This window comes from Pleurocapsa sp. PCC 7319 (assembly GCF_000332195.1).
GTDB lineage: Bacteria > Cyanobacteriota > Cyanobacteriia > Cyanobacteriales > Xenococcaceae > Waterburya.
Map to the genome: position 1 here is coordinate 4,386,370 of NZ_KB235922.1, position 18,354 is coordinate 4,404,723.

Genomic DNA, 18,354 nt, shown 5'->3' on the forward strand with positions numbered 1-18,354 from the left:
TTACAAGTTAACTATTAAAATATTACGTTAATTGTTAGGCGGTTCTAGTACGTTAACATTGACTAAAGGAGTAGCTTTGAAATTCTTTTGTATTAAGTGGTTTTGAATTTCACTAGTCAAACGATCGCTGATTTCTCGATCTGAGGCAATAACATTGTCGGGACGCTGGACATAAATCAAACACAGCAGGGTATTTTGGTCTTCAACATCTGCCCTCGTAAAACTGACGCTAGATTTAACTAATTTAGCCATAGCGTTGCCAGAAAATAAGTCAAAAAATTTAGCATTTATCATTGATTTAAAAGTAGGCTTGAATCCTTGCGTCATACTTGTTCTTAGCTACTGGAGAGGCTTGAAGACCAAAATATTCATTGTTCATTGTTCAATGAGTGGTCAGTTATCAATCTTGCTAGAAATAGTAACTTTAAATGTAGTGCCTGTTTCTAGTTCGCTTTCAACAGAAATTACCCCTTGATGTAATTCAACATATTGTTTGACGATCGCCAGTCCCAAACCCGTACCCTGAATTCCCTCTGAGTTACTGGCGCGGTAAAAGGGGTCAAATAAATTGGGGATATCTTTGGCTGGAATACCCATACCGCGATCGCGGATCGTGAAAACTAGCTCATTTGTAGGCTCAAAGTCAACCTCAAAATCGATCGTGCTATCTTGGGGAGAGTATTTGCAAGCATTGGCTAGTAGGTTAGTCAAAATATGATGCAGTAGCTTGCGATCTAGAGCGAATTGTTTTGCAGGTATTTCTGGATAGACAAAGTTGACTGATTGTTTGTAGTTATAAATTGTTTGAATTTCACTAATCAATCCGCGACAAAAAGACTCCAAATCTAGAGGTGCTGGATTAAATTGCAGTTTTCCCACATCTTTACGACTAATAATCAGCACATCATCCAATAGTTCGGTCATTTTGGTCACATTACACTTTAGCTGCTGAAAAACTTCTGTTTTCTTGTCTGGAGTAAGTTTATCGCCATAAGCTTCCAGAATTTGTGCCATACCTGAAATGCTATTGAGAGGGTTACGAAATTCATGAGAGACAATGGAGACAAAGCGCGATTTAAGCTGGTTGAGTTCTTTTTCTTGAGCCAGAGCTTGGTTTAATTCTGCTTGGGCTGCCTGAAGCTGTAGTGAATAGGAACGCGATCGCAACAGTACCCTTAACTTAGTTCGTAACTCAGCTTTTTTGGCTGGTAGATAGATAATATCGTCGATTAATGGTTCTAGATGGTCTGTAGAAAGCCCAACATCTTGCAGAGAAGTAAGAAAAACAAATGGTAAAAATAGGGGAATCTCTCGATCGCGTCTGGCAAGCATTTGCTGTCTTAGTTGATGAATCGTGCTAAAGTCAATAAAACAAAGATCGAACTCTGACTCTAGAAGTTGCACTCCTTCAACTAAAAAATTGTTTTCGGTTTGAGGAGACAAGATTTGGTACTGTCCTTCGAGATATTGAGAGAGTAAATGACGATTTTTGTCGTGTCCTACCAGTACGAGAATACGTTTCATCCTGAATTGTCTACTAAGCTATCGATTAGTAAAAGTAAATTTTGAATTACCAGAGGTTTTATTACGATGCTACTGGCACCATGAACTAAACTATCCCTCTCAATTATAGGATTGTATTTAGGGGTAAAAGTTAGAAACGGAATATTCTCCGATTGTAATTGTTCGCAATATTCCCAAATCTGGCGATCGCATCCAGCCAAATCGATTAGTCCCAAATCTATGCCTTTATAATCGGCTAAAGCTGTTGCCAACTCGCTGTAGTTATTGGTAGCAATAGTATGATAGTTGGCTTGTTCTAATACTTGAGTCAAGAGTTCTAGATTGCGTTGATTGTGGCTCAAGATTAATAGAGTTATTTTATTGTTTATCATTTATCTGTGCCATCGACCCATTCTGGTACACCAGTTAAAATTCCTCGTAACTGCGTCAGTGGTTCTCCTACTTTGATACCGTATTTAGTAATCGTAAACTCCCGTAGCGATCGCTCGAAATTCGATACTCTCTTTTTAAGCACCCCAATCGCTTTGCGTAACTGTCCTCCTAATTCTAGATAACGCAAAAAGATCAAATTATCCGACAGATACGAAAGTCCAATTTCTGTAACGCTAAATTCCCCTCCAGCAATGCTGTGAACTTCGTTGACCAAAATCACAGTCACCCCCATATTCTTGAGATACTGGCACAATGCGTGTAGCTGTCTAATCAGATCTTCTCCCTGCATCGATAGTTTATAGCCAGAGGTACTATCAATCATCACTATGCGAGCATTGTGTTCTTCTACTTCGCTACGTACCAAATGTACAAATTGATTGGGGGTATATTTAAGCGGTTCTACCTTCACCACCGATAGAGTACCCCGTTCGATCATTACATGAGCGGGGATATTAATCGCCTCGCAACGCTCTAACAAAGTTTCTATACCTTCTTCAAAAGCATAGATTACCGAACGCTCGCCCCTACCCGCAGCTTCTTTCATAAACTGCATCCCTAAAGTAGATTTACCAACCCCCGATGGACCACTGATAACTGTCGTCGTACCTCGTTCGATTCCCCCAGCCAGAAGTTCGTCAATTTCGGGTATACCTGAAGAAATCATTTCTAACTTGAACTTACGCTCGTAGGCTTCGGGAATTAAGGTAGGAAAGACTGACATTCCCGCTTCATCTAAAGATAAATCGTGATCGCCACTAATAAACCCCGAACCGCGAAATTTTGCCACCCGAATATTGCGTCTTTTAGCAGTCATCTGTAGCTGAATTACGCCATCGCTCATAAACTGAAGATCGTCATCGGGATGGCGATCGCTCCCCTCGGAGGTAAACAGCAAGGTTATTTCGCGATCGACGATGAAGCGTAATAAAGATTGTACCTGCTTGCGAAATTGAAACGGATCTGATGCTAGAAAGCGAAATTGAGTTATGGCATCCAAAAATATTCTCTGGGGTTGGAGGCGATCGATAGCCTCAATAATACTTTGAGTAACAGGGGCTTGTTCGACTTCAGCAGGAGAAAAAATATCATAAGTTTGGTCGCTAGCAAAAAAATCCGCCGTAGGGCTAAGATCGAGAAATTCTACCTCATCTAAGTTAAGTCCTATCCCCGCAGCATTGCGACGCAGCCTCGTTTCTGACTCGCTAAAACTGATAAATAAGGCTGTTTCTCCTTCAATTATCCCCGCATTGAGAAAATGAAATCCCAGAGTTGTTTTACCGCTTCCTGGTTGACCTTTGATTAGATACGCCTGAGAAGAAATTAAACCTCCCGATAAGATGTTATCTAGACCAATAACTCCAGTAGAAACGCGATTCGCCGTCATAAAATTTGCTGCTTTTTTGATTTCCCCTAAATTACAGCTAAGTAAATAAAATCAAACAGATTATTGTCTTATTTTAAGATTTGTCAGAAAAGTTAATTTATGTGGTTACAATTTTAGAAGCCTGCTCCTTAAGTAAAAAAACAAATTAAATTATTAATATAATTAAAATTCTCATAGTTTTGCTCTTAGATAGTCTGTCTATAAATATAGAGAGAAAATATAAGGTAATGGGCAGAAAAACTTAATACTTTAGTAGTAGTAAAACATAAGGTATTAAATTAATTTATAAACCTAAAGAGTGATTGATTACTATAAATAAAACCCTAAGCTGATCTTGGTAGTAAAAAAAATCTACCTTAGCAAAATTAAGAGCAAACTATAATGAATTTAGCTAGAATTTATCAGCTTTCAGGTACAGGATTATTGGCAATTAGTTTGACACTCTTGTCATTAACTAGTTCTGTCAAAGCTCAGACAGATGTACAACCTGATGTAGAGCCTAATATTGCAGTGATAGAAGAAGAAGATGGCTTTGACTGGGGTTTACTAGGATTACTAGGTTTATTAGGATTAGGTGGATTAGCAGGTAAAAATAATAGCGATCGCCACGAAGTTAGAAATATTGAATCCTTCCCAGAAGCACCCAAACGTACCCGCTAAAGATTACACCCCTTTACGATGGTTAGTAAATAATTAATAATTGCAAGTTAAATATTTTTTAAGGATAAAATTATTGATTATTTTTTATCTATAGATATTTTATAGATCGTTGCAAATTAAAAAACACAGTTAGCTATATGTAGTTAGACATACACAAGTAATTACGACCCGAGAATGATTCGTTGACAGATTTAAATCTGTTTTAATTGAAATAGAAAATAGATCGATAAATCCCGATTACTTATTCTTAGAGATCGCTATTTTCAACTAATAAAAATCTTACTCCTCAAATATCATGACAACTTTGCCAGGAAAACCAAAGTCTTTTTGGTTGGATTCTACGGAGACAACATCTTTTCCCCAAATGGAAAACGTAACGGTAGATGTTGCAATTATCGGCGCGGGCATTACAGGAATTACCGCAGCCTATTTACTCAAAAAAGCAGGCAAAACTGTAGCCTTAATTGAAGCACAGCAAATCGCTGCTAGTGCTAGTGGTCACACCACCGCGAAAGTAACATCTTTACATCAACTTATCTATGCAACTTTAATCGATCGCCACGGGGAAGACGCAGCCAGACTTTACGGTGAATCAAACCAAGCGGGGGTCGAATTTATCGCAGCTACCGTAGAAAAAGAGGGGATCGACTGTGATTTTCAACGCAACGATACCTATAGCTTTGCTGAAGATAAAAAGAATTTAGACAAAATTCAGAAAGAATACGATGCAGCCGTAAAATTAGGACTTCCTGCTGAATTTGTCACTGAAACTACTCTACCCTTTGATATTGCAGGTGCGATAAAGTTTACCAATCAAGCGCAGTTTCACGTTCGTAAATATCTCTTACATCTTGCCAATACTATTCCTGGTAACGGTAGCTATATTTTTGAAGATAGTCGTGTTCAGACTGTAGATGAAGGAACACCTTGCAAAGTCCACGCTAACGGCATTACTTTACAGGCTACAGATGTTTTACTAACAACTCATCTGCCAATCGTCGATACGGGATTATTCTTTGCCAAAACCTACCCCCAACGTTCCTATATTATTGGGGCAAAGATTAGCGAAGAGAAAGCACCAGCAGGAATGTATATCGGCGTAGGAAACAACTATCATTCCATTCGCACCACTCCCGCAGAAGATGGCGGTTTGTTACTTTTAATTGGTGGTGGTGGTCACAAGGTTGGAGAAAAAAGCGAAACCGAAGAATCCTATCAAGAACTAGCTCGCTACATCCATTCCCATTTTGGCATCGATAAGATTGACTATCGCTGGTCGAGTCAGGATTACGAGTCTTTCGATAAATTACCTTATATCGGCAAGCTTACCCCTGCTAATGAACATATTTACGTCGCTACGGGATTTAATCTCTGGGGTATGAGTAAAGGGACAATGGCGGGAATGCTTCTAGCAGATTTAGTTCAAGGCAAAACTAATCCTTGGGCAGATTTATACGACTCCTTGCGCGCAACTCCTTTTGTCACCCAAGAATCGATTAAAAATAACCTTGATGTGGGTAAACACTGGGTAATGGACAGACTCAAAGGTATTCAAGATTGGTCTACTGATGATGTCAAACCAGGAGAAGGTAAAATCATTACTCTCAAAGGTGAGAAAGTCGGAGTGTACAAAGATGAAGCAGGTAAAGTTACGGCAGTAAATGCTACCTGTCCTCATTTAGCCTGTATCGTCAACTGGAATAGTGCCGAAAAAAGTTGGGACTGTCCCTGTCATGGAGGACGTTTTACTTGCGATGGCAAAGTAATTCAAGGTCCTGCGGTCAAAGACTTAGAACAAAAAGTAGTCTAGGTGTCTAGACAAATAGGACAAGCGACGTTAGGAGCTAAGTTGTGGGAGTGTCAATTTAGGTACAAACTACTAATTTTTCAAAGTCAGTCCTTAGTTGTATCTTTTGCGATCGACTACTCGCTTAAATGTAATCAGGTCAGTTTTTTAAAAGGATAATACATCGTGAAATCAGCAGGTGCAGGCGAACAAGCAATTAATAATATTGCTAAAGCAGGAATCGAAGCAACATTAGACAATGCAGAATCTTTAGAAGTAGATCTACACAGCAACCCTTTAGATTTGATGCAGGGAGAAATTGATTCTGTCAGTGTTAAAGGTGAAGGTTTAGTAATGCAGAAAGAATTACGAGCCGACAAACTAAGGATAGAAACCAATGACATTTCAATTAATTCTATCAAGGCAGCAATGGGCAATATTGAATTAAGTAAGCCTACTGACGCTAGAATGCTCGTGGTTTTAAAAGAAACAGATCTGCAAAATGCGTTTAATTGCGAGTATGTCAGAGATAAATTACAAAATTTAAAAATAGATTTAGACGGAGAACAGGTTACAGCTAAAATCGAACAGGTCAATTTTCTTTTACCAGATATAGGCAAGGTTAAGTTAGAAGCCAACGTTCATTTGGTAGAAACAGACCAGAATGAAAAGATAAGCTTGACTGCTATACCTGAAATAGATAATGAAGGTAACTGTATCAATTTAAAATCAATTGAATATCTTCAAGATACTAAATACAATACAGCCGTAGCTAAAGCAATTATCGATAGCGCAGAAGAGATATTAGATCTACGCAACTTTGAGCTGGACACGATGTCTTTGAGAGTCAGAAAGTTAGATGTTAATCTGGGCAAGCTAACTATTGAAGCCGACGCTGAAATTACCGATTTTCCTAATGCTTAATAGTTAAAAATCATGGATTAATCATAGTCTTAATCTTAATAATTGATGTTATGCAGTACGCAGTAAAAAACAGATTAATTGCTGCGTAACATTCGCTTATAATCAATCGAGGTGGATGAGTACTCGACCATAGCAGTTCTAAAAAATGATTTTTCGATCTACTGAATGTGGCTCATCTAAAAATTACTACCGATGTCCTAGGAAAGGGAAATACGTGAGTTCGGAATTCGGAGTTAGAAGTTAGGAGTTATGTTGTTCTTAACGAAACAATCAGGACTTTAGAGATTTAGAAATTAGAAAGTTGCGAAATATTTAAGTTTTTTCCACCTCGTCTAACTCCTAGGAAACAAATTGTTTCTCTCAGACATAACGAATTCTTTTCGTTGGATGCTCACGTGGAAATAAAAAAGCGATAGAAAATGTAAATGTTGAACTGAATGAATAGTTAGTTTATTATCTTGGCAAGAAGTCAGCAGCTTAAGGATATTTTTTGATGTTGAGTAAGAATACGCTGCTTGAACGAACTCCATATTATCAGTTTCAATTAACAGTATTATTGATACTTTTGTTTCAACTATTGAAGTAAGATTAAGAAACGATTTGTTTCTATTATTTTTTGGGAGATCGATATTATTCTACTAATGAAGCCCAGACATATCGATCTCCCATGAGTCAAGATCTTGGCAAATCTTTACTGGCAAAAACTGACGTTATCATTGAGAGTTGGATCGCAGCTATTCGTGAAGATGTCGATGTCGAGAGTTCTAAAGACTTGGCATATAAATCTGTCCGTAACAGTATTCCTCTGGTTATGGAAGCCCTTGCTACTATACTCTCTCAATCGATAAGCGATCGCCATCAGAAGTTGGAAGATAACGGTTGGGAACACGGTATTGTTAGAGCCGAACAAGGATACGATGTGGCAGAAATTGTACGGGAGTACAGTTTGTTACGCACAATTATTTTTGATGTGCTTACGCCTGAATTGATAGCTAATTCTGGGACTGAAATAATAGAAAAAGTTAAAACGATTGATTCTACGTTAGATCGTGTGATTACCTTATCCTTAGAAAGTTATTTGGCAACCAGACTTAAAGAGTTGGAACAGGTGCGGAGTCAATTAATCTTGACCAATCAAGAGCTAACCCGTTTGGTAGCAACCCAAAAAGAAGATGTGTCTCACATGGCGCATGAGTTAAAATCTCCCCTCAATGCAATCATGGGTTTCTCTAGCTTGCTCTTACAACAGCAAAAGCAAGCGGTGAAAGGTAATGAAACATCTTTGAGTCTGCAAATGACGGAAAAAGTAGTCTCTAACGGCAGACAGTTGTTGCGTCTAATTAATGACATCTTAGAAGTTTCTCGTTATGAAACTGGGAAAATACCTTTAAACATAGAACCATGTAATGTGCGTTCTTTAATTCAAATTGTCGTCGAAACTCTGACAATTTCGGCAAATCAGAAAGATTTAGAAATTATCTTCAACTGCGATATTCCCCCAGAAAAAGTACAAACTGATTCTCTAAGACTACAGCAAATCGTAACTAATTTAGTCAGTAACGCCATTCGCTATACCGAGTCGGGAACTATTACCGTAACCTGTTCGGTTGAATCTGGCGATCGCTGGTCTTTAACGGTAGCAGATACAGGAATTGGTCTAAATCCAGAAGCTCAGGCTCAAATCTTTGAACCTTACTATCGGGTTGGCTCAAAAAAAGGCTATTCAGAAGGTAGTACTGGTTTGGGATTGACGATTGTGGACAAGCTGGTCAAACTACTCCAGGGAACAATTAATCTCGACTCAGAACTGGGAAAAGGTTCAACTTTTAAAGTAATCTTTCCCCTTTAATATAATATTTATGGGCTTTGGTAAATGCGTAATGCTATCAGTATGATTTTTATCTTTGAAAAGCTTATAGCTTAGAGCTTAAAGCTGATAGCTACAAGCAGTAATTTTATGTAAGACATTACTTAATGACCAACGCCTATTTATGAATTACTTAAGTAAGCGAGAGAATTCCTGATAAATTAACTGATAGCATTCACAAGTAGCAGCCTCTAACCTTTGAGAAGAAACAATGCGAATAAAACCACGTTTATACTGGATGATGCCTGCTTTTTGAAATTTAGCAGCTATTTCTGATACCCCAGTACGGCGTACTCCTAACATTTGGGAGATAAATTCTTGGGTCAATTGAAATTCATCTTGTTGTATATCATCTCGTACCGTTAATAGCCACCTAGCGAATCTTTGCTCGACAGTATGATAGCGATTACAGGCAGCGGTTTGACCGAGCTGAATAAACCGAGCTTGAACATAACGCATCAGTAGACGCTTTAATGCACCCTGGCGGTTTAACTCTTCTTGTAGTTGTTTAGCAGCAATTTTGTAGCCATTGCCACCTACCTGAACTATCGCCGTAGAATTTGTATAGCCAGTATCTAAAATAATTGGCAATCCTACCATACCTTCACTGCCAATGATTCCAATCTCTGTAGTCGAGCCGTTTTCCATAATCGCTACGGTAGAAACAATTGAGTGGGAAGGAAAGTATGCATAGTCATAGTCTTCACCAGCATGGTAAAGAATTTTATACTGAGGAAGTTCTACTGGTTGCAGGTGAGGATAAAGACGTTGATAATCTTCGCCTGGTAAAGCAGCCAGCAGCCGATTGATTGGCTTGTTTAAATTAGAAGCAAACAAAATTACTTAAATTTTGAATTTAACTACAGTCAGCTAAAAATTTCACTATTAGCTTCTTAATTAAAGACTCTAAACAAGTTGCTTTTTGGACGTGATTTAAAGCTTAACTAAACTGCACTTAATAAGCTACTAATAATTGTAGTCAAACAATGTCCGCTTACGGACACATGTGTTGGTAAGTTTTCGTAATCCGAGTTTGAAACAAAAATACAGATTAAACCCTGACAAGCTGATAACATTGACATGCTTGAGCTTCAAGGGCTTGGCGATCGAGGATCGTGATTAGACCTCGCTGATAGTTAATCATTCCCTGCTGCTTGAAATCGTTAGCTATTTCCGATACTCCCGTGCGACGCACTCCCAACATTTGCGAGAGTAACTGCTGAGTCATTGACAATTTATTCTCACTACGGTCATCGAGCATTAATAGCCAGCGAGCCGTTCGCTGTTTGACGGTGTGGTGATTGTTACAGGCAGCACCTTGGCTAACCTGATTAAATAATTTCAAAGCATAGCCCAGCAGTAGTTTTTGCAGTATCTCGCTGCGGTCAAATTCAACTCGTAGCACCTCTGACTCGATCCGCATTGCCGTCCCTTTAACCTGAACCATAGTACGGCTGTTGAGAATGCCATTTCCCAAAAATTGCAGCGTTCCCACCATTCCTTCTTTACCAATCAAACCAATTTCAGTAGTCGCGCCATCATCCAAAACTGAGACTAAAGACACGATTCCTTGAGTGGGGAAATAAAGTAATTCGCTTTTTTGCGCTGCCTCTAAAAGAATTTCATTGAAAGTAAGATCGACTGGTTCGAGTAGTTTAATTAAGTGTTGGTATTCTGTGCTAGGCAGTGTTGATAGTATGCGATTGTTTTTAGGATCGTTCAATGTGTAGGAAACTGTTTTTCCGACTGAATTTGACTAAGCTATTGCACTCTATCAGATTAATGCTGGGGAACAAAAAGCTGAAAGAGCCAGATTAGATGCTGAAGTTAAGAATAGCAAACATATCATAGTTGCTGTGTTCGTTAACGGTCAGACATATAGATATAAGTTATGACAGACTAAAGCTAGTGTCGGCAAAACAAGTCTGTATGTTGAGCAATTTTGATTGACGAAGTAAATATCATTGTCACTTGGGAGTCAAAAAAAGATGACGAACTCAATCAGTATCGCCTACGCATTTATTTGCTCAGTTGGATTAAAGCTATAGTTGTTGCTTCCGATATTACTCATTTCCCCCATAGAAAAATAGCTGATATCACGCCACAAATAATCCGCATGGTCGGCGATTACTTCGATCTGTGTCCCCGTAATATCATGTTAGTCGAGCATTATCCGAGCGACAATTCGCAAGATAAAGATATTTATCTCCACATACTGCTTAAAGGCGATGAAATTATGAGGTACGAAATAGAAAAAGACAAATTAACACGATTGATTTACTATTTGATATAGTACTGTTTGTTGGCGTTGCTGGATCGAGGTATGATTTTAGACTTTAATGACCGACTCTAAAATTGTAGATATAAATTCCCGATCGCAGTTGCTTTAATTCAAGAACTTCCCGCCCATATAATTTTCACTACAATTGACTGGCAAATGAATACCGTTCGTATAGATCGATTATTTGTTCCTGCAACAAGACAATACTCATGGGCTTGGTAATTACTTCTACATCTGCGTTAACTTCTAACTGAACCGCCTTCTCTATCCCAATCATAGCCGTTAAAAAAATAGTGGGAATAGAGCGAGTCGCCTGATTGGATTTGAGTATTTTATATACAGCTATTCCATCCAGGTGGGGCATCGCCACATCAAGCAAAATTAAATCTGGCTGCAATTTCTGTGCCTTAACAATTCCCTCTCTGCCATCTAAAGCCGTAAAAATTTTCCAGTCCGTATCAAGTTCCAAAGACAACTTAACCAACGTAATAAAATCATCGTTGTCGTCAATTACCAACAGACTTCTAGAACTCACTTGCAGTTTGATTTGCTTACTCGATCTTACTTTGGATCTTTTAGGAAAAATTATTTATTTAACGTCAGTTCGACAAAGTAGAAAAAAGTTAAAAACTGTACAACTTTCTAATTTCCAGATCTCTAAAATCCCTATTTTTTCGTTTAAACAAATATAACTCCTAACTCCGAATTCCAAACTTCGAACTCACGTTTATTTAAGGTTAGCCTGCTTATATTCCCATACAATTTATGACCAAGTCTGTCCGCTAGCGGATACTGCAATAATTAGAGTTATAGCGATCGCCAAAAAGGATATTTGGGTAGCAATTCTCGAAAATATTCTCTATTTTCAATGCTGATAGGAACGAAAAATATAGCCTATTGCCTGTTGCCTATTCCCGATTCCCTACTTCTTACCATTAAATTTTGTACTCATCGAATTCACGTTAAATAATAGAGACACTTTAAGTAACGAGTAAAAAGTAACGAGTAACGGCAATTAAAATTTTTGCCACCGTAAATTTCGCCCACCCGCGTTGGGCAATTTCAACCAACAAATTTGATCTTGACCAGCTTACCAATCATCCTCTTCCGTTTGTCTTTCTAACAGAGAAATAGCCAGAGCGATCGCCTTTTTGACTCCTTCATCGGCTTCTGTTTTTAGAGCATCTTGTAACGGCTCAATAGAATTGCGATCGCCGATTTTCATTAAAGACAGGGCTGCCGATTTTCGGGTTTCTCCTTCAGAATGACTCAGTAATTTCCTAAGATTGGGAATAGCTGGCTGATATTTTAAGTTACCGAGTACTGCTGCGGCTTCACTTCGTACATTGGCTGCGGAATCATTTAGGGAGTTAACCAACAAATTCAATGCTTTAGTATCATCACGATTTTCTTCGGCCACCTTGGCGATCGCACCTACTACTGCGGCTCTAACTTCAGGAGATTGAGAGCCATAAGCTTCGTATAGTTGATCTTTGGCTTGAGAGCCAATAAATGCCAATGCCCAAGCAGCATGACCTTTGTTGCTTTCAGTAGAATCTGGCGAAGATAATACTTTTAATAGGGGAGTTACTGATGCTTCTCCTGTCCGAGCTAATGCACCAATCGCGGAAGCTTGCACTACTGTATCTTGGTCATTGAGTAATGCATAGATGAGATGGGGGACAGCTTGAGGATCTTCAATTAGAGTTAAAGTCTTTCCTGCTGCTCTTCTAACAACTACATTGGAGTGATGCAATAAAGCATCAATTAAAGGATTAACCGCAGGTTTTCCAACTTTCCCCAATGCTTCTGCATAATACATTCTGACTAAACCCCGTGTATCGCCCAAACATTCAACCATTTGCTTGATCAGATGCTGGTCGTGGTGGTTAAAAGTTTCCTCAGCAATTTGCTGATTAACTTTGGCTAGGAGTTCATCTGTTTCAGAATGAGAAAGGATGAATGTTTCGCCATTCTTATCAGGATTGGGCGTATTAGTCATTTAATTACTAGCTGTCAAATTAGCCTCTTGTTCACGGAGTCGTTGCAGTTTGGCATCAATATCTGCAAGTTGTGGTTCTAATTTTTCCATAGTTGCTTTTTTAGATAACTTGGCTTTTTTAGCCGCGATCATAGTTTCGTTCACTAGACGCTCGCGGTATTTTTCAAATTCAACAATTAGTTCTGCCAATTCCTCTGCTGTAACTGGAGTGTCAGACATACTTTTAATTTCCTATACGAAGATATTATCTTGTTTAATTTTAAATGTTGACCCTAATTTTCTCAGATTGTCAGCTAACATTCAAGAAATGACATTAGACAGGCTCACATATCTCCTTCACATATTCAGATCGCGATAGCTACATTTAGAGAGAACAAGATCTAAAATGTCATTGAGTCATTAAGCGCAGCAGTTCATCAGTAGATATTTTACCGCTCATTTCCGTTCCTTCGAGTAAACTATCGGCTAAATCTCTTTTGTGCTGATGTAAATCCACAATCTTTTCTTCAATCGTTCCCTTAGTTACCAGACGGTAGATCGTTACAGGGCGTTGTTGTCCAATGCGATGAGCGCGATCGCTTGCCTGATCCTCAACAGCAGGATTCCACCAAGGATCCATATGAATCACATAATCGGCAGCCGTGAGATTAAGTCCTGTTCCTCCCGCTTTGAGAGAAATTAAGAAGACATCTCCCTCACCCCCTTGGAACTTATCTACTCTTGATTTTCTTTGTTTGGCTGGGGTACTACCATCGAGATATTGATAGGAAATATTATTCCTCATTAAATAATCGCGGATGATGTGCAGATGGTCAACGAATTGACTGAATACTAAGGCTTTGTGTCGATTTTCTAACAACTCTTCTAAGATTTCGCCAAACAATTCTAGTTTAGCACTGGGTAAATTACTGTCAGACATTACCAAACGAGTGTTACAACAGGCGCGACGTAGTTTCATAATTTCTACTAACACTTGTAGATGCCTGGTTCCACCAGTAGCATCACTTTCAGATAAATTAGCGATCGCATTTAATCTGAGAGCTTCATAAAATGCCCTTTCTGGTCGAGACATTTCTACATGGAGAGTAAAGCGGCAAAGCCGCAGCTATAAGCTATAAGCCAATTAGAAGGGGCTTTAACCCCTCCTAATTGAAGACCACCAAACTTTGTTTGCTGGGGGCATTAAACCCAATAGCTATAAGCCCTTCGGGTACTCTTCGAGAAGGCTCCGCCAACGACAGTTTCTTCTTGATGAAGTTGTTCATGGGGGAAACCCCCGCCCTTATGCGAAGCGGTATCCTTTAGGGCGACAGTTCCTTCAAGCGGGACAAAGGCCAGGCGTATGGCCGCATCGTACCCCGCCAACGGACTGTCTCGCAAGACCACACTTCATCGCTTTAAGCGGGACAAAGGCCAGGCGTATGGCCGCATCGTACCCCCTAAAGGGTTCAGCAGTGGCTTCAAGCGGGGGAACCCCGCCAACGCCCTGCTTCACCGCCAACGAACTGTCTCACTGTTAGCCGTTTACAAAGCGTAAACTTTAGAGCTTAGAGCTATTGGCTTAGAGCTTATAGCTTTTTGGTAAACTCTCTAAAATCAACACAAGTAGAAGGCTATAAACTATTTATTGATAGTAAATAAGAATATTAAGACTTTTAGAAATGGATAATAGATTTTCTAATATATTTAATTTAACTGAAGATCAGGCGATCGCACTTTTGAAAAAGCCTTTAAATTCAGAAGATGGCACATCAGAGCGTTATGTTGGTGCAGCACACTTAATTAACTTTCCCACTGAAAGATCGATCAATGCCCTTATCGAAGCGATTGCGGACCGAGATCCAGCATTGGAAAATAGGATAGCCCGACGCAAAGCAGTAGAGAGTTTAGGTCGTTTAAAAGCTGTTCAGGCATTACCAACATTAAAATCCTGCCTCGCTGATGAAGATGCTTTGACGGTAGAAAATGCAGTTTGGTCAATCGGGGAAATTGGCACAGAAGATGAATCTATTCTAGAAGCGATCGCTGAATTGCTAACCAAGCCCAATCAAACTTACCGCGTTATTATTCATACCTTAGCTAACTTTAATTACAAGCCAGCCATAGACAGAATCAAGCCTTTTACTAGTAACGATGATGAGCCTACTGCTAGTGCGGCGATTACTAGTTTGGCTCGTTTAACTGGCGATTATGGTCAGATGGATCAGGTAGTTGAACTTCTCCAGCATAGTAATGTTAATGCTAGACGCGCCTGTATTCAAGATTTAATTGATGCCGCATATTATCCAGCTATTCCAGCGATCGCCAAAGCTCCAATTTCTGTGGCTTTTCGGTTGCGGGGTATCAGACTCTTGGCTGCTAAAGGTATCGATGCTGGGAAAATCACCTTTGCTGATGTTGAATCAAGCTTAGATCAAATAATTCGCGATCGCCCTCAAGATATTGAAATGGTACACGAATACGATCAGCCACCATCTTTAGAATTTTTAATTAGAGAACTGTATCATACCGATTTTGGACGGTGTTATCTGGCAGGAAAAACTCTTCTGGAAACATATCCTGAACAAGCACCTGATGCTCTTCTGGAAACTTACAAAGAGGAAGCTCATAATGACTATGGGGCACATTTCCATGTAATTAAGTTACTAGGTTTACTCAATTACCAAGCTGGCTACGATTTAATTCTAGAAGCTTTACATAATACTTCCCCGCAGTTTCAAAAATCGCGTGCAGCAGCAGCGATCGCTTTAAGTAATATCAACGCTACTCAAGCAATTCCGATCTTGAAAGAAACTATCAATACACCAATCTTTGATCTCAAGTATGCTTGTTTATTAGCATTAGAACAATTAGGCGAGAACTGTTGGTCAATCGTAGCTGAAGACAAAAACCTGTTAATCAAAGCCAAAGCTAATCATAAACTTAGTTAATCAAGAATCTAAAAAATCTCAAATTTATGAATTCACGCCAGTTCATTACCAATGGAGAAGGTTTACCGCAGTGGAATGCTCCTATTAGTCATGCCGTTGTGGTTAACAATACTTGTTATGTAAGTGGTCAGCTTTCGGTAGATGTTTCAGGCAAATATGTACCTGGCTCAATTTTAGAAGAGGCAAAACTCGCTTTTAGTAATTTTTTTGCTGTACTTAAAGCTGCTGGTTTCACTTCTGAAGAAGTTGTATTTGTCGATCTTGCTTTCATTGATTTACAGGATGTACCTGTAGTCAATGAACTATTTACCAGTTACTTTTCACCAGGGTATAGACCAGCCAGAACTATATATCAAGCTGCTGCATTACCTTATGGAGGCAAAATCAAAGTAACTGGAACTGCTGTTAAAGATATGCCTGAACATGAATAATAGTAGTCATTGGAAAACAATTTGGCAAAATCCTGAACAACTACCAATACTAGATAAGAATCAAGTTCATGTGTGGCGTGCCAATTTAGAGTTATCAAAAACTGAAATTGAGCAATTAGCTACTTGTTTATCTACCGATGAAATATCCAGGGCGAATAAATTTCGTTTCCCCATTCATAAAAGACGGTTTATTGTTGCCAGAGGAATTTTACGCCAGTTATTAGGCAATTATCTACAACTCAGCCCCGACCGCATAAAATTTGAGTATGGCGATCGCGGTAAACCAAGACTAGCGGCATCAGTAGTAGATGGTTTTTTACAATTTAATGTTTCTCATTCTGAAGAGTATGCTCTGTATGGGTTTACGCATCATCACCTTATAGGAGTAGATCTAGAATATCTAAGAGACATGAAAGATGCAGTTAAGCTAGCTGAACGTTTTTTTTCTCCTAGAGAATTTGAATTGCTCGCCGCCATAGATAGTGAGCAACAACGAAAAGTATTCTTCAAACTCTGGACGGCCAAAGAAGCCTATTTAAAGGCGATCGGTACAGGGCTGACCAATTCATTAGCTAGTATAGATATATCTTTCGATCAAACTGGAAATCCTAAGTTATTGGCTATAGAAGGAGATCTTGAAGCAACAGCTAATTGGTCTATGTATCCCTGTGTTCCAGAAATTAACTACGTAGCAACCGTAGCAATCAAAACACCAACAAACAGTCAGCAAATTTATTTCTGGAATTGGCATCAAAATTCGTTCCCACCTAAAATCTGACTTCTGACTAACAAAATCAGTTTATTGAACACAATAAATATTAAAATCGCGGTATGATCTCTTAGGATTTCTTAATATTATAGTAAGCAGGATTTAACAAGAGAGAATTTCTATGACTATTACCTTTGTTAAGGAAGATAAAGAAGTAATCACTGCCATGGGGTCTAATTTACGAGAGAAAGCTCTTCAAAATCAAGTTGATATTTATACTCTTGGGGGTAAGCTTAGAAACTGTGGTGGTTACGGGCAATGTGCTACTTGTATTGTCGAAGTCGCTGAAGGCATGGAGAATTTATCCCCTAAAACAGATTTTGAACTACGCAGGTTAAAGAAAAAGCCTGACAACTACCGTCTAGCTTGTCAAACTTTGGTCAACGGTTCCGTCAAGATTATCACGAAACCCAAGCCTTCTAAGAAATAAGAAGAATCCATGCAGCTATTAGCCTAAGTAATGATATTCTAGATAAGAATGTTATTTTAGTAATCGCTTACTTAGGAGCTGCTATTTTATGGAAGTTAATGAACTGGGGTTTGTAGCTACTATTCTGTTTGTTTTAGTTCCTACGGTCTTTCTGCTCATTCTCTTTATCCAAACCGATAAAGATCAAAGAGAAGGTTAATATAATCAAGAAAATAAAATTATTTGATTTTTGTAATCGAGTCAAAATGCGATCGTTAAGCGTAGGTTAAGCCAAAGCGCTTTAGAAACTCTCATTAGAATACAGATTAATTGAGATTTATTCTAGTTTCTGTATTCCTACCAGTAATATTAGAGTTTTCTCATACGTTCCAAATTGGCTCTATTTTTATTTTTATATTTTGAAAATTATGAGATTGCATTGCACTTCATAAACTTAATAATATTGATAAAATCTTGTTGAATATTATCAATGTTATTAGGTGTAAGTATAGGAATATGTACAAAAATACAGTTTATATTTAGCTCAAAAATCTGAATATAATGTAAGACCTGATAATATAACTCTTCGCAAACAAATCTGCCGGCATTATTACTAATTTTAGTATTTGTTAAGCAAGTAACTAATGCGTCTAAGTTTACATTGGTAAATATGCATTTTTCTTTACATACAGCGTTAGACTCTACAGTAAGAACATCTCTTGATTCAGCCATTCCACAGCAAATCACACCTTGTGGTTTTATTTTTTCTATAGTTTCAATGGCTTTTTGGGCAGCCAACACTTTATTTACAGGAAGTTTTCGCAAAAAAAATAAAGAATCTAAATATAATTGCTGTTTTTGGATGATTTCAAGTAAGTCATCAGAGGAATTTGACTTCTGATGAGGTAGCCAGATCTGAAAAGAAGTTAAAAGAAGTTGAGTAGACATTCATTCA

General features: G+C 38.6%; 20 protein-coding genes and 1 pseudogene. 10 read left to right on the forward strand and 11 right to left on the reverse strand.

Annotation, left to right across the window (positions count from 1 at the left end):
• Positions 1-27 precede the first annotated feature (27 nt).
• The 4 genes from PLEUR7319_RS0124020 to PLEUR7319_RS0124035 all read right to left on the reverse strand — a co-directional run bounded on the left by PLEUR7319_RS0124020 (position 28) and on the right by PLEUR7319_RS0124035 (position 3,340).
• A complete protein-coding gene (locus tag PLEUR7319_RS0124020) occupies positions 28-294 on the reverse strand; it encodes a hypothetical protein (protein ID WP_192816072.1) in 267 nt (88 codons plus the stop codon).
• Between the two features lie 99 nt (positions 295-393).
• On the reverse strand, positions 394-1,524 hold the full coding sequence (locus tag PLEUR7319_RS0124025) for a HAMP domain-containing sensor histidine kinase (protein ID WP_019507781.1): 1,131 nt from the start codon (positions 1,522-1,524) through the stop codon (positions 394-396).
• On the reverse strand, positions 1,521-1,865 hold the full coding sequence (locus PLEUR7319_RS0124030) for a response regulator (RefSeq protein WP_237743613.1): 345 nt from the start codon (positions 1,863-1,865) through the stop codon (positions 1,521-1,523). The genes PLEUR7319_RS0124025 and PLEUR7319_RS0124030 overlap by 4 nt, the downstream gene beginning before the upstream one ends.
• Before the next feature lie 26 nt (positions 1,866-1,891).
• Complete coding sequence (locus tag PLEUR7319_RS0124035) at positions 1,892-3,340, reverse strand: ATPase domain-containing protein (protein WP_019507783.1); 1,449 nt, start codon at positions 3,338-3,340, stop codon at positions 1,892-1,894.
• 381 nt (positions 3,341-3,721) lie between these two features.
• Here PLEUR7319_RS0124035 and PLEUR7319_RS36530 point away from each other — a divergent pair, with 381 nt between their 5' ends.
• The 4 genes from PLEUR7319_RS36530 (at position 3,722) to PLEUR7319_RS0124055 (ending at position 8,559) form a co-directional block, all read left to right on the forward strand.
• Entirely contained in the window at positions 3,722-4,000 is a 279-nt protein-coding gene (locus PLEUR7319_RS36530) for a WGxxGxxG family protein (protein ID WP_019507784.1), read from the forward strand.
• Positions 4,001-4,295: 295 nt separating this feature from the next.
• Positions 4,296-5,810 carry an FAD-dependent oxidoreductase gene (locus PLEUR7319_RS0124045; RefSeq protein ID WP_019507785.1) on the forward strand — a complete coding sequence of 505 codons (1,515 nt, stop codon included), beginning with the start codon at positions 4,296-4,298 and terminating at the stop codon, positions 5,808-5,810.
• A 162-nt stretch (positions 5,811-5,972) separates the two neighbouring features.
• The gene (locus PLEUR7319_RS0124050; protein ID WP_019507786.1) at positions 5,973-6,710 is read left to right on the forward strand and encodes a DUF2993 domain-containing protein; all 738 of its coding nucleotides are present in this window, start codon (positions 5,973-5,975) and stop codon (positions 6,708-6,710) included.
• A 667-nt stretch (positions 6,711-7,377) separates the two neighbouring features.
• Positions 7,378-8,559 carry a HAMP domain-containing sensor histidine kinase gene (locus PLEUR7319_RS0124055; protein WP_026102748.1) on the forward strand — a complete coding sequence of 394 codons (1,182 nt, stop codon included), beginning with the start codon at positions 7,378-7,380 and terminating at the stop codon, positions 8,557-8,559.
• A gap of 147 nt (positions 8,560-8,706) precedes the next feature.
• On the opposite strand, the gene PLEUR7319_RS0124060 is transcribed toward PLEUR7319_RS0124055, so the two are convergent.
• Positions 8,707-9,414, reverse strand: a complete 708-nt coding sequence (locus PLEUR7319_RS0124060; protein WP_019507788.1) for a Crp/Fnr family transcriptional regulator — start codon at positions 9,412-9,414, stop codon at positions 8,707-8,709.
• Positions 9,415-9,628: 214 nt separating this feature from the next.
• On the reverse strand, positions 9,629-10,300 hold the full coding sequence (locus PLEUR7319_RS0124065) for a Crp/Fnr family transcriptional regulator (RefSeq protein ID WP_019507789.1): 672 nt from the start codon (positions 10,298-10,300) through the stop codon (positions 9,629-9,631).
• A gap of 219 nt (positions 10,301-10,519) precedes the next feature.
• On the opposite strand from PLEUR7319_RS0124065, the gene PLEUR7319_RS0124070 reads away from it, so the two are divergent.
• Positions 10,520-10,870 carry a hypothetical protein gene (locus tag PLEUR7319_RS0124070; RefSeq protein ID WP_019507790.1) on the forward strand — a complete coding sequence of 117 codons (351 nt, stop codon included), beginning with the start codon at positions 10,520-10,522 and terminating at the stop codon, positions 10,868-10,870.
• Between the two features lie 127 nt (positions 10,871-10,997).
• Here the strand turns inward: PLEUR7319_RS0124070 and PLEUR7319_RS0124075 are convergent, their stop codons facing one another.
• The 4 genes and pseudogenes from PLEUR7319_RS0124075 to PLEUR7319_RS0124090 form a co-directional block, all read right to left on the reverse strand.
• Entirely contained in the window at positions 10,998-11,393 is a 396-nt protein-coding gene (locus tag PLEUR7319_RS0124075) for a response regulator (RefSeq protein WP_019507791.1), read from the reverse strand.
• 555 nt (positions 11,394-11,948) lie between these two features.
• Positions 11,949-12,860 (reverse strand): HEAT repeat domain-containing protein, encoded by a 912-nt coding sequence (locus PLEUR7319_RS0124080; protein WP_019507792.1) that lies wholly within the window; start codon positions 12,858-12,860, stop codon positions 11,949-11,951.
• Positions 12,861-13,079 carry a hypothetical protein gene (locus PLEUR7319_RS0124085; protein ID WP_019507793.1) on the reverse strand — a complete coding sequence of 73 codons (219 nt, stop codon included), beginning with the start codon at positions 13,077-13,079 and terminating at the stop codon, positions 12,861-12,863.
• Positions 13,080-13,248: 169 nt separating this feature from the next.
• Positions 13,249-13,944, reverse strand: a pseudogene (locus PLEUR7319_RS0124090) (DEAD/DEAH box helicase); the annotation flags it as partial.
• A gap of 577 nt (positions 13,945-14,521) precedes the next feature.
• On the opposite strand from PLEUR7319_RS0124090, the gene PLEUR7319_RS0124100 reads away from it, so the two are divergent.
• The 5 genes from PLEUR7319_RS0124100 (at position 14,522) to psbM (ending at position 17,619) form a co-directional block, all read left to right on the forward strand.
• Positions 14,522-15,790 carry a HEAT repeat domain-containing protein gene (locus PLEUR7319_RS0124100; RefSeq protein WP_019507796.1) on the forward strand — a complete coding sequence of 423 codons (1,269 nt, stop codon included), beginning with the start codon at positions 14,522-14,524 and terminating at the stop codon, positions 15,788-15,790.
• 26 nt (positions 15,791-15,816) lie between these two features.
• Complete coding sequence (locus PLEUR7319_RS0124105) at positions 15,817-16,221, forward strand: RidA family protein (RefSeq protein ID WP_019507797.1); 405 nt, start codon at positions 15,817-15,819, stop codon at positions 16,219-16,221.
• Positions 16,214-16,999, forward strand: a complete 786-nt coding sequence (locus PLEUR7319_RS36540; protein ID WP_019507798.1) for a 4'-phosphopantetheinyl transferase superfamily protein — start codon at positions 16,214-16,216, stop codon at positions 16,997-16,999. Before PLEUR7319_RS0124105 ends, PLEUR7319_RS36540 begins: the two co-directional genes overlap by 8 nt.
• Before the next feature lie 112 nt (positions 17,000-17,111).
• Positions 17,112-17,420 (forward strand): 2Fe-2S iron-sulfur cluster-binding protein, encoded by a 309-nt coding sequence (locus PLEUR7319_RS0124115; protein ID WP_019507799.1) that lies wholly within the window; start codon positions 17,112-17,114, stop codon positions 17,418-17,420.
• 88 nt (positions 17,421-17,508) lie between these two features.
• Positions 17,509-17,619, forward strand: a complete 111-nt coding sequence (psbM, locus tag PLEUR7319_RS0124120) for a photosystem II reaction center protein PsbM (RefSeq protein ID WP_019507800.1) — start codon at positions 17,509-17,511, stop codon at positions 17,617-17,619.
• Between the two features lie 206 nt (positions 17,620-17,825).
• Here psbM and PLEUR7319_RS0124125 read toward each other — a convergent pair whose 3' ends face one another.
• Positions 17,826-18,347, reverse strand: a complete 522-nt coding sequence (locus PLEUR7319_RS0124125; RefSeq protein ID WP_019507801.1) for a hypothetical protein — start codon at positions 18,345-18,347, stop codon at positions 17,826-17,828.
• Between the last annotated feature and the right edge of the window lie 7 nt (positions 18,348-18,354).